A 12,147-nucleotide genomic window follows, 5' to 3' on the forward strand; every position below is an offset into this window, starting at 1 on the left:
TTCCACCACCTTTAATTGTCTTTCAAAACAGCGAGCTGCTAATGATTCAGTTGAACCGGACGACCTACCTTTCCGCTTTCATATGCTGCAAGAGCAACTCTTAGGGCTTCAAGCCCATCTTCTCCTGAGGTCAAAGGTTTTCTTTCCTCGATTACAGAATCAGCGAATTCCTTAATTAGTGCCCTGTCGAAACTGTCTCCATAATTCTCCCAGAAGACTCCTCTCTTGTTTGAGAAGACTTTCAGCTTCGCATCAAAGGCGTTTATCCTCAGCGTACCCTCTGTGCCGACAACATTGAGAGTTACATCTCCCCAGTAAGGATAGGCTTCAGGTCTTGACCAGCTGCAATCGAGACTCATGAAGGAATCGTCGGAAAGACTTAGCAGGAGAAGGCCACAATCTTCAACTGGGATGTCGTAAATGAGTCTTCCATATTCGGCCGATACCTCGACAATCTCAACATCTAGAAGCCACCGGATAATATCCACGACGTGAACTGTGTGATCCATAACCGCCCCTCCGCCGGAAAGCTTCTCATCTGCGAACCATCCGCCTGGCATTCTTCCATGATTTGTCGCCGAAACCGAGAGAATTCTACCAAGCTTGCCCGTCTCAATTTCCTTTCTTGCTTGCTGAATAGAAGGAGCGTATCTTACGGGAAAGGCCATCTGAAAAACAACGTTGTTTTCTCTGGCCGTTTGCAGCATCGATCTCGCGTCTTCTTCGGTTGTGGCGATGGGTTTTTCGCACAGAACGTGTCTGCCTTTGTTCATGGCAAGTTCCGCATATTTCTTATGGAATGAGTTCTCGGAAGTAACTACTACCCCATCGGAGTTTTCGATTAGCTCTAGAGGATCTTCAAAAGCTCTTGTTCCGAATAGTTCTGAGGCCTTTTTTGATTTGTCTGCATCACGATCGAATACTCCTGTGACGATCATATTTGAGAAAGATTGAATTTGTCTTATGTAACTGTATCCATGCGTGTGTGCGATTCCAAGAAATCCTATCCTGAACACCTATACCACCTCCAGAAGCTTCACAGGTCTTCCGCTTTCTGCAGATCTGTTGGCTGCAAGGGAGATTTTTAGCGCCTCGATGGCCTCAGTACCATCGACTGGGACCTTTCTTTCTTCTCTCACCGCTTCTATGAACTTCTGTATATGTAATCCATAAGGATCATTGGCTGCGGGGGTGCTCTTTGAGAAAGACGGGTAATCGTTGGAGGCTGTCTGGACTCTCATAGTGAAATCCTCATCGCTATCGTAGGTTATCATTCCATCTCTACCAACGAATTCGAAAGAAGTTGCGAATTTTGAAGGTGCGTTATCCGGTTCTGCCCAGCTGCCCTCAACGTGAGCCAGCGAACCGTTCGCGAATTTAAGAATTGCTAAGGCATGGTCTCTGTTTCTGCCTGGATGGGAAGGAGTGTTTTTCACGCTTCTTGCGGTTATGGACTCTACTTCACCCAGGACCGTTCTCAAAAAGTCGAAGTCGTGAATGGAAAGATCAAGAAGAACTCCGCCGCTTCTACCGAGTTCGTCGAACCAGTTGTTCCAGCCGTGCTTTGGAAAGACTCCTCCGCGATAAAGCCTTGCCATTACTACCTTTCCGATTGTGCCCTCTTCAATAAGGCTCTTCGCCCTAGAGTAAGAGTCAAAGAATCTCACTACATGATCCACACCCAGCGAAACACCGTTTTGCCTGCAAACCTCAACCATTTCCAGAGCGTCTTCTAGAGTGCGGGCTATTGGTTTCTCGCAGAAGATGTGCTTCTTGCTTCTTGCAGCTTCTACCACAAGGTCTCTGTGAGTATCCGTGGGTGTACAGATGCTGACTATCTCTATTTCTTCATCGTTAAGTATCTCAGCTACTGTAGATGTTCTTGAAGAGGCGAGTCTTGCACATTCAAGTGTCTGTTCTCTTGAGAGACTCGCTACGGCTTTCACATTGACGTTCTCCAGACCGGTGTATGCAATAGAATGGACTCTACCCATCATTCCACAACCGATAATACCTACGTTTGTCATACTGGTTCCTCCTGAAATACTCTATGTTTTCGATCTAATCGTCTCGATGTCGAGAAAATCACTTTCCTTCAGATCGAGTTCCTGGATGACTCTCTTCAGATAACTTCTCTTCGACACTTGCTCAGGCATGTGGGAATCGGTTCCGTAAGAGAAAGCAACTCCGAAGCGTTTCATAATATCCAGAACTTCCAATCGTGGTGTTTTTGATGGCTCGTGTATTTCAAGTGCAATATCGTTTACCTCTAGATCCTTTGCCAATCGCGAGTACCAGTCAAGCGTGAAGTACTCTTCAATGATCTGCCGCTCGATCTCTCTTTTTTTGTCGAATCCCGGATCGCGATCAAGAAAAGGTAGAATCGGCAGATAGCCCTCGACGTGTCCCAGAATCTGAAAGCCTCCTCTTCGCGCATTATCAGAAATAATGCTCTTGTAAGCTTCCCAGTATTCTTCACTGCTTGCTCCCTGTAGAGGAACTCTATGAAGGCTCGCAATGACGTACTCAATTTCACTCATCATATGGGGTAACAGTATGCCGTTCTTTCCGAGTCCGGTCTCCACGCCGAGATGAGCGGAGATGCCGAGTCTTAGGGCCTTCGCTTTGAAAGCCCCGAAGGCCTCTAGATAGTCTTTTGTGAATTCTATGCTGCATGGATGGTTTAGCTCAAAGTGATCGGTCACACCACAGACATTCACATTTCCTTCCAAAGCTTCAAGAAGCTGGGGGAAGTTCATCTCTCCATCTGAATAGCTTGTGTGCAGATGATAATCAAGTTTTGTCAGAATCAATTTTCAAACCTCATTTCTTCAGTGATATTCCATCGAAATCGACAGATGATTGTATGTCCAGTAAATCTAGAGTTGTTGGTGCAATATCGACTAGGGTGCCCCTCTCAACACAGTTCTTTATCTTGTGAATATCTCTGAACATGAACACGGAGGGCTCCTCGTGATATGTTCCGTGATATCCAAAAAAGGAGCCGGGCCTTCTAGACTTCAATGAGTTTGAATAGCCTTTTTTCAAGCAAAAAGCTATGTCGGCGTATTCTGGGTTATGCAGCTTCTTCATTTCTTCTTTTGTATAGATTCTGTCAACTACACTGGTTTTCTTCAAAGCGTCCACGAGCAGAGCTGTCCTGTCTATTGCTTTTTCTGTCAGAGTGTAGACATTTACGGTGGGGTATTTTAGGATCAGAACGTCTGTCTCTTTTGAAACACTCTTTCCCTCCTTACCCAATTCTGCCTTGAGACCGATGCTTGTGATGACTTCACCCAGGTCAAACTCAGTGGGAGTGTCAGCCAATGACATTGAATGATCAGAAGTGATGACGATGGCAAACTCTCCAATCGTTTCTTCCAGAAAATTGACTACTAGCTTCAGTTCGTTGTCTATCTCTTCTAGTTCTCTTATCGTCTTAGCGTGCAGTGGTCCGTATTTGTGCCCTGCACTGTCTAGAGACTGATAAAGACAAAAGATGGCGTCATGCTTCTTCTCCTTCAACTCTCTTCTCAGTGCCTTGCGGATGTCACCGCTTCTATTTCCGTCAACCTGAACGTGCTTTACTCCATTTCTTCCCTGAAGCATGAAATGCTGTATGGAGAGAATACTATAGTTGTTCTCGTACAGACAATCTGTCACTGGCGGTCTTCTGAGATCCCGGAGTCTGCCCTCAACTTTCATCTCCTCTCTGTTCAAGATAGTGTTAGAGAATATGCCGTGCTTCTCGGGATAAACGCCCGTCAATATGGTGCTCATCATGGGTGTTGTCAGCGTGGGAAAACACGATCTCATGTCCTTAACCGTTGAACCGGTCTCGGCAACACTATCCAGGAAAGGAGTCCTGGCCCTCTTCAACACCTCCGGACCGAGTGAGTCGATAGTAACGAAAAGAAGAGGTATATTCTTCATTTCAGGACGAGCCTCGAAACGACGGGCAGATGATCTGACGCGTACGAATCGACGGTAAATGCGTCGATGATATCGAAATAGTGATTCACGAAGATATAATCAATCTGCTTGCCCGGTCTATCTGCCGGGATTGTGTGAAGGCTCTTGTCGAGCTCATGGTTCACCGATCTAAAGTGATCGAAAAACTCAGGAACACCATACTGGAGATCATACCATTCGGCGTTGAGATCTCCGGCGATAATTGCCGGAATCTCTTCGTACTCAAGATACACCTCAAGGATCTTCCTGAGCTCTGTCTGGACTTCCATGATTCCACCAAGACCGAGATGCGTCCCCATAACCAGGATATCCCGGCCGTTAACCTCAGTGACGATTGCGGCACATCCTCTATCCACGGCAAGCATCCATTCAGGTCTCGGAAGCACGAACCCAAATTCGGCCTTTATCGGGAATTTGCTGAGAACAGCGTTCCCGTAGTTGCTCTTGCCCTCTGCCAGACTGAAGAAGTAACTCATGTTGAGCTCTTCCGCAACAATCTCTGCCTGTCTCAGGCCTGCACTCCTTGGGTTTTCCTGATCTACTTCATTGAGGATGAGAATATCCGGATCCACACCCCTTATTGTCTCGAGAACTCTTGAGAAATCTAAGACATCATCGATTCCCAATCCATGCCTTATGTTGTATGTCATTACAGTCAAAGATGTTCCCATCAGCGTTCCTCCAAGTAATATCAGAAACAAAGAGAAAAACACTACTCTACGCATATAATCACATCCAATAGTGCGCAGATCTTTCGAGGAATTTCCTCTAAATGGTAGAATCCTGAGAAGGCCTGCGATCCTTTCCCATAGGCGATTATGGGTACATAGGCGGCTGTGTGGCCGTTACTGGACCAGCTCAAAGAAAAGTCTCCATCTGGTTTGCCATAAGGTACCGCGACCGCTCCGGTCTCGTGATCAGAAAGCACGATCAATAGATCCCTGTCCAGAGACAACCGGGTAAGCAGATAAGATAGCACGTCTCTGAAAGCACTCACTTCTGCCAGCACGGCCTCTGAATCGTTAACATGAGAAGCATCGTCTATTCTGCCGGCTTCAATTACCAGAAACTTGCTTCTCTCTTCAGTCATGAACACTTCGAAAGCTCTATCGACCATTTCGAGGAGAGTGGGTTCACCGGGAAGCAATTCGTTCTCAAAGCTCTTGTCTCCCATAGTTACAAATGCAACGGTCCCCTTCAGCTCTTCAAATTCCGGAGATCCGATCTCTTTGAAATTCAGTCCGAGGACCCTGTAGCCGCTAGCAATCAGTTCGTGTATTCTGCTTCTTGGAGTCGGCTTCTGAGTGAAGGGATTGATCCCCAGCTGCTCAAGACCACCGGCATAGAACAAGTCGAGAGGACTTTCCATGAGAAAGTCCGTGATTACTTCCGTTTCCCTCCTTTGGGCGTGAGCGTAAAGGGCTGCCGGAGTCGCGTCGTAGTAACGTGTGTTCGTTATCAGGCCGAGCCACCAACCCTGTTCCTTCAGGATATCTGCAAGAGTATTCACTTCTTCACCTAATGCATTCACTCCAAGATATCCAGTAATTGTTTTCACACCAGAAAAGATAGCGGTTGCGGCTGCCGCGGAATCGGTGACGAGATTATCTAAAGCCTCGTTTCTACCGATACTGACTACCGGACTGTGGCTTCCCATAGCTTCCCCCGTTACGAGTTCGGATATATATAGATGGTTGAAACCCATCCCGTCGCAGATCAAGATCACGATATTCTCAGGTCCACTGCCTTCCATTGAAAGAAAGACGGAAGATAAGAATAGGACAAAGAAAAAAGATGTCAAGAGCTTCTTCATATTATCACCCCTTACTAGCCCTTCAAACCGGTCATCGTAATGCCCTCGATGAATTGCTTCTGCAACAAGAGATACAACACCACTATCGGTATAACGGCCATTGCGGCTGCCGTAATCTGAAGATGCATCAAATCGCCGTAACGCTGGGTAAAATACTGCACTCCGAGCTGGACCGTCCTGTGCTCGTCATTGTTAACAACCAGAAGAGGCCACAGGAAAGCGTTCCAGGTCCCCATGAAGGAAAAGATCGCAAGAGCAGAGAGCGGCGCCCTTATGTTTGGAATCACAATGATTCTGAAGATCTGGAATTCGGAACACCCGTCTATCCTGGCAGCATCTATCAAGTCGTCGGGGATAGTGACAATGAATTGCCTCATCAGAAAGATTCCGAATATGCTTACCGAACCCGTGACGATCAGAGCCAAGTAGGTGTCTACAAGGCCCAGATTGTAGATCATGATATACAGCGGGATTATGGTGACAGGAAAAGGAATCATCATAGCGCCGAGCAGAGTCTTGAAAATGACATTTCTTCCTCTGAATTTGTATTTTGCAAAGGCGAAACCGGCAAGACTGGATGTGAGCAATGTGAGAGTGACAGCCACGGTAGTTATGAGTATACTGTTCAAATAATACCTCAAAAAGGGAACTGAACTGAATACCTCAACGTAATTCTTCAGCGAGAACTTGTCGGGCAGGAATTTAGGGGGAAATCTCATAAGCTCACTCTGGTCTTTGAATGTAGACAAGATCATCCATACAAAGGGCATGATCATAATTATGGAAAATGCTATCAACAGCGTGTATGAAATAGAATAGACAATGATGTTTGTCTTCCTCTTAGATCTCAAGGTCACTCCTCCTTGAAAATCTTTGTGACCCTCATCTGAATAAGAGTAATCACCAAGATTATTGCAAACAGAACGATCGACATTGAACTCGCGTACCCCATCTGCAATTTATTGAAACCAGTCTGCCAGATGTAGAAGACGGCCGTTTTCGTATCGGCGTTTCCTCCCGTCATCATGTATATCTCTGTGAAAACCTGAATCGCGCCGATCGTCGAAGTTATGAACACAAAAACCAGTGAAGGCTTCATTAGCGGGATTATGATGTTCTTGACCTTTTGCCAGCGCGTTGCTCCGTCGATGTCCGAGGCTTCCAGAATAATTCTTGGTATGTTGTTCAACCCGGCCAGAAAGATTATTATGCTGTATCCAACGGATCTCCAAACTGAAACGAGAACCACGGACCAGATGGCAATTTCCGGGTTACCCAACCAGTTAATCGGCTCAGCTCCAAATAGGCTAATTAGATAATTCGCAAGTCCGTAATACGGATGATATATCCAGGTCCAAATAACGCTTATAGCAACGACAGAAGTCACAGCCGGAAGGAAATATATCACCCTGAATACGCTCTTGAATTTCGGGATAGAGTATATGAGGAGGGCAAAGAAAAAGGAAATCACGATTTTCGTCGGTATAACGCCAAGAGCGTATTTGAAACTTATCCAGAGTGATCTCAGAAAATACTCGTCGGTAAGGGCTTTCCTGAAATTTGCAAGCCCCACAAATGGCTTGTTCGGCACGAGGATATTCCACCTGTGAAACGAGATAAAGAAAGCAAACATTGCCGGGAAGAAAGTGAGAAAGAAGACTCCAAATATTGATGGCAGAATGAAGAGATATGGAGACCTCTTCTTGTCCGGAATCAGTCTCACGACGGCGACGAGAACCGCAGCGCTGCCGATCAAAGAAATCCACCATCCGTAACCGGCAGCGCCCAGAAAATCTAGAAAGAACTTAGATCTAAGAACCTCCTGCCATTCGTTTTTCATGAAAATGACAGTGATGTTCAGTACTAACAAAGAAACAGCTGTTCCCAGTAGAAATGAGATCTTTCTAATCGCAAAGAACAACACAAAAAGGCAGACCAAAACAATATAGACGAACAAGAGATTCACTGTTCCCCAAAAAGAGAAGTCAAAAACCTCGAGCTGAACTTCTCCCGATGCGTAGGGCAGGAAGAAAGAGATAATTATCAGGAACAGGCCTGCAACTATTAAGATTTTACTCAACACATTCTTGGATAGATCGAACATTGAAAGACCTCCGCATTGGGCTTGGCGCCAGCCCTGGTTCAGGATCAGAATATTCCAAAAGTCTCTTCCAGATACTGGTTGATTTCGTCTAAGGCCTTCTTGAGCGCTTCTTCAGGATCTGCGCCTTTGTTGATTACGTTGTTGTACGCCGTCTCCCTGAGAAGAGCGGCCGGATTTCCCCAGCCCGCAGAGAACGTTGGAACAGCATAATTCAGTGAATCCAGAATCGGGCCCAACAAAGGATCATCCGAAAACTCGGGATCATTGATCACACTATAATAAGAAGGAAGTTCTCCTGTGTCCTTGAACCACAGTTTCTGGGCTTCGGGCGAGCTAATAAACGCTAGCCATTCCGAAGCAATTTCGGGGGTTCTGCAATCGCTCATGAGAACGAGGGCCCAGCTGGTCAAAACCGAGCTTCGATTTCCTGTCTCGGGGTGTGCCGGAGGGAGTGCAGTTCTAAATACAAGATCAGGATGCCCGCCGACCTGGAAAGAACCGACCATTGCTCCATGTCCGAATACCATCGCTTCCTTTATCTGCCTGAATCCCGTCCACCTCGAGCCGAATTCCGGTACATATACTTTATGTTCCAGTACTGCATCTGTCAGGAATTTCAGGCCCTCGAGCTGAGCATCTTCATAAACGACTTTCATTTCTTCATCGCTTACCAAGAACGTTGCACCCGCCTGTCTCATGAAACTCTCAATAACGGGTTCATAACCTTCGATTCCCAGTCCGGACTGAATCATTTTGTTCCCTTCCCAAATTGTCAGCTTCTTCGCGTACTCCAGGAGTTCGGTCCAGGTTTGAGGCGGGCTGTCGGGATCGAGACCTGCCTGTTCGAAAAGATATGGATTGTAGAATAGAACAATTGTCTGAACATCAGTTGGAAAGCCGTACAGCTGACCGCCGATGATTAGCTTATCAATGGCTGCATCTATGCATTTCTCTCTCATCTCTTCGGCTGTTGCAACACTGGCGGTTATTGGTTGTACCAATCCATAACCGAAGAACTCCTCCATTGCCGTGGCCGGAATCTGGGCGACATCTGGCCCACTTCCTGCAGCCAGAGCGGCCAGTAGCTTAGTCTTATACTCCGAATACGGTATTGTCTGAACCTTGATTTCTACATCTGGGTTTTCTTTCATGAATTCAGAAGCCATTTCCATGATGATCATTGCTCTGCTTGGCGAATGGTGCATCCAGTGAACGATAGTCGTTTTCGCAATTACAGAAGTGATCAAGAGCAATGAGGCAATAAAAAGTATAAGAACTCCCTTTCTCATAAAACACACCTCCTAAAAGACTTCCAGTATTCTCCCTATTGAAACCGCAAGGGGTGTTCTAAGGAGCTTCTGTTCAGTAACCTTAAGAATCATCATCTTGAGCTCAGTATGGCCCAAGGACATATCAAAAACTCTCTTTCTAAGGTAATCAACTGCTTTGTCTGAGAAGAAAGGATTGCGGCTGTTGAGCACTATAGTTTCCAGCCCCAGCAAGTCAACAACATTTGCAACAGCTGCTGCGAGTTTATCCAGTAGTTGCTGAAAAGCTCTCACATAATCTTCTGTGTCGTTTCTTGAGTACAGTTCATTCAGGAACTTCAGAAAGGAAGGATCGTTCAATTTCAAACTGCTGTTCGGAACCAATCCGGAAAACGTGTCGTGCAGGTTTTTGGGATCGAAAAAGGCAGCCACACAGCCCCTTTTGCCGCACCAGCATTCAGGACCGGAAGGATCAACCTGAATGTGACCAAATTCTCCGGCACCTCCATGCGGCCCTCTGAAAATCCTTCCATCAAGCACTAGAGAAGCTCCAAACTCTCTATCTATGTACAAAGCATCTCTTAAGGGAATAGAGCCGAGAAGCATTTCTGAAACTAGCAAAGCGTTAGCGTCATTCTCTATTTCGATTGTTGTGTCCCATTCGTCGCCGAGCCTTTTAAGATTGACCGTTTCACTCTGCGTATAGAAGCTCTTAACAACAGTCCCTGTCGATTCGTCAACTATTCCCGGTGTCACAATGCTGAAAACAAGGACTGAGGAGATATTTTCGTCAAAACCATTCCGTATGATCTTCGGAATTTCGTACAGCTTATCCAGAACGTCACTTCTCGAGTGATTCAGAGATCGTACATGCTTGACTCTGCCTGACAAGTCGCCCAGAACTACATTCATCGTCTTCGAATGTATGTGAACTCCGCCGACAAGCAGCTCTCCGTTGTTCACATTGAGTACCGAATACGGTCTGCCTTTGTGAGCAGAGGGCACCGGCGTGCTGTCAAGAACAAAACCCTTTTCGATAAGCTGTTGAGAGAGTCTGGAAACAGTGGCTTTGCTCAGATTCGTGGCCTTGGCTATAGATTTTCTTGACAACCCATTTTTATTTCGCCAGAGCTCGAAGAAGACTTCCTTTTCTGCCTTGGATAAACAACGCAAAGCCATCACCTCTCGAAATCTGAATGAGAGCCCGCCCACCATCCAGGACAATGAACGGGCTCAACAAAGAAGAGAAAGTCTCTATTCTAGTTCAGCCATGAAAATGTCGTAACCACCCACACCATTAGGTCTGTCAACAGTGGAGAATACGATAATTTTGCCATCTGTCCACATACTTCTTTCATCGTAGAAAGAGTTAATCATCATCTCGGGATGACCGATTTCTCCTGTGGAGGGGTCATAGAAATAGATATCGTAACCCCCTATGGAATCATCTCTGGATGAATCAAACCAGATCTTTCCATCAGGGTCGACGAAGACAGACCATTCATTGCCACTCGAGTTCACTTCATCTACTTTTGTAGGGGTCGACCACTTGCCGTTTTCCTTCTCGGAAACCCAGATATCTCTCACACCTGTTGGTTCTAGTCCACCAAAGGCACCCTTTGTAGTGACGTAGGCCTTTGTTTCATCGCCGTTTACCCAAATTTTCCAGTCTTGAATCTCTGTGCTCAGTTCTAAGATAACTTCGGGTTCTCCCCATTCGCCCTTACCTTCATCGAAAACCGATCTGAAGAAGTCGTAATCCCTATCTGAACCGGTATATCTACCAAAATACATCACCAGTTCGCCGATGTTGTTTCTCAAAACACATGGGCTGATCTCGTTCTCTGAGGAGTTCACAGCTCCCTTCACCGGTTCAGGTTCACCACAGTTTCCATCATTCCAGGTTGCCTGATAGATGTTGTAGCTCTGGGTAACAAAATAGATAGTGTCTTCAAAGACCCACGGCATTCTGTCTACACCAGAAGTGTTAATCGACAGCGGCTCTGCTTCGATCAAAGCAAAAGCCGATGTGAAAAGCATCAAGACAGCTAGCAAAACTAACATAGTTCTTGCCATTGAAAGCACCTCCCTAAAATTCATATTATTCAGTCGAAAATCTGCGGGCTTCATCAGAAAAGTGAGTAGAAATATTTTGTTTCACTATGAAACTAGTACAACTCCACTATATATAAGAAAAGAAGAAAAACCAAACCTATGGCAAACGAATAAGCCGTAGAGAATAAACCGGAAGTCTAAATATCCATGAATAAGCGACTATTTTGCAGTAAAGAAACGACTATATTTTGTTCCATTATGAAACTTAATACCGCTGATTGTTCAGAAGGGTGCATTTTGGCTTAATGTAAGAAGAACTGATGAGCTCCTTTCACACGTAAAAGATCGCCTGCACTCTTTGAACAGCCTAGAAAGTGCAAATCGAGATGTTCGTTGCGCTCACGAGAAGACGAGAGCGAAAATAGGGACTGACGGGGTCCTGGCGTCTGTCCCATTTTCCGCGTAAGAGGCAGAGATTCCAACAAGGACCTTTTTCGGGCGAACGGCCGTTCGCCCCTACAAGAGAACTGCACAATCATCTGAAATTGTCATCACGTAGAGGCTGACTTGCTTAACGCCTTTTCTGTCATCCCGTAGAGCCTGCCCCAAAATGCTCCTGTTTGGGGACTCTGCACGGGATCTCTCACCTAAGAACCGCTTTTCGCTGATCGCTGTGAAGACAGCGTTGTCCGTCAACGGTCCACCGTTCTCCGAGAAGAGCATATTTACCCCGCAAGGATATTGGAGATAAATAGAAGAACAGATAGGATAGAAGAGTAGAGAGGGGGTAAGTATGAAAGGGAAGAAGCAGAGGAGTTTTAGTTCTGAGTTTAAGATTGAAGTAGTTAAAGAATACCTAGAGACAGACAGGAGTTACAGAGAGTTAGGAAGGAAATATGGTCTTAGTTCTTCATCTATATGTAATTGGGTAAAGG

At 45.9% G+C, this 12,147-nt stretch carries 12 protein-coding genes; 1 reads left to right on the forward strand and 11 read right to left on the reverse strand.

The window, feature by feature from the left end:
* Positions 1–38: 38 nt before the first annotated feature.
* From Y696_RS05885 to Y696_RS05935, 11 genes are all read right to left on the reverse strand, one after another.
* Positions 39–1,016 (reverse strand): Gfo/Idh/MocA family protein, encoded by a 978-nt coding sequence (locus Y696_RS05885; RefSeq protein WP_121509927.1) that lies wholly within the window; start codon positions 1,014–1,016, stop codon positions 39–41.
* Positions 1,017–2,027 (reverse strand): Gfo/Idh/MocA family protein, encoded by a 1,011-nt coding sequence (locus Y696_RS05890; RefSeq protein ID WP_121509928.1) that lies wholly within the window; start codon positions 2,025–2,027, stop codon positions 1,017–1,019. It abuts the gene before it with no gap.
* A gap of 21 nt (positions 2,028–2,048) precedes the next feature.
* Positions 2,049–2,813: a PHP domain-containing protein gene (locus tag Y696_RS05895; protein WP_121509929.1), complete on the reverse strand. Its 765-nt coding sequence runs from the start codon at positions 2,811–2,813 to the stop codon at positions 2,049–2,051.
* A gap of 10 nt (positions 2,814–2,823) precedes the next feature.
* Complete coding sequence (locus Y696_RS05900; protein WP_121509930.1) at positions 2,824–3,933, reverse strand: alkaline phosphatase family protein; 1,110 nt, start codon at positions 3,931–3,933, stop codon at positions 2,824–2,826.
* Complete coding sequence (locus tag Y696_RS05905) at positions 3,930–4,697, reverse strand: endonuclease/exonuclease/phosphatase family protein (RefSeq protein WP_121509931.1); 768 nt, start codon at positions 4,695–4,697, stop codon at positions 3,930–3,932. Before Y696_RS05905 ends, Y696_RS05900 begins: the two co-directional genes overlap by 4 nt.
* On the reverse strand, positions 4,685–5,785 hold the full coding sequence (locus Y696_RS05910; RefSeq protein WP_121509932.1) for an alkaline phosphatase: 1,101 nt from the start codon (positions 5,783–5,785) through the stop codon (positions 4,685–4,687). The genes Y696_RS05905 and Y696_RS05910 overlap by 13 nt, the downstream gene beginning before the upstream one ends.
* Before the next feature lie 14 nt (positions 5,786–5,799).
* The gene (locus tag Y696_RS05915) at positions 5,800–6,636 is read right to left on the reverse strand and encodes a carbohydrate ABC transporter permease (protein WP_121509933.1); all 837 of its coding nucleotides are present in this window, start codon (positions 6,634–6,636) and stop codon (positions 5,800–5,802) included.
* A gap of 2 nt (positions 6,637–6,638) precedes the next feature.
* Positions 6,639–7,889, reverse strand: a complete 1,251-nt coding sequence (locus Y696_RS05920) for a carbohydrate ABC transporter permease (RefSeq protein WP_121509934.1) — start codon at positions 7,887–7,889, stop codon at positions 6,639–6,641.
* A 44-nt stretch (positions 7,890–7,933) separates the two neighbouring features.
* Positions 7,934–9,178, reverse strand: coding sequence for an extracellular solute-binding protein (locus Y696_RS05925; protein ID WP_121509935.1), 1,245 nt, complete (start codon positions 9,176–9,178; stop codon positions 7,934–7,936).
* 12 nt (positions 9,179–9,190) lie between these two features.
* Complete coding sequence (locus Y696_RS05930; RefSeq protein WP_183084181.1) at positions 9,191–10,330, reverse strand: ROK family transcriptional regulator; 1,140 nt, start codon at positions 10,328–10,330, stop codon at positions 9,191–9,193.
* 81 nt (positions 10,331–10,411) lie between these two features.
* Entirely contained in the window at positions 10,412–11,233 is an 822-nt protein-coding gene (locus tag Y696_RS05935; RefSeq protein ID WP_121509937.1) for a hypothetical protein, read from the reverse strand.
* A 772-nt stretch (positions 11,234–12,005) separates the two neighbouring features.
* Between Y696_RS05935 and Y696_RS14470 the strand changes: the two genes are divergently transcribed.
* Positions 12,006–12,147 (forward strand): transposase (locus Y696_RS14470; RefSeq protein ID WP_147431771.1); only part of this gene is annotated, 142 nt, incomplete at its 3' end.

The sequence above is a fragment of the Mesotoga sp. H07pep.5.4 genome (assembly GCF_003664935.1).
Taxonomy (GTDB): domain Bacteria; phylum Thermotogota; class Thermotogae; order Petrotogales; family Kosmotogaceae; genus Mesotoga; species Mesotoga prima.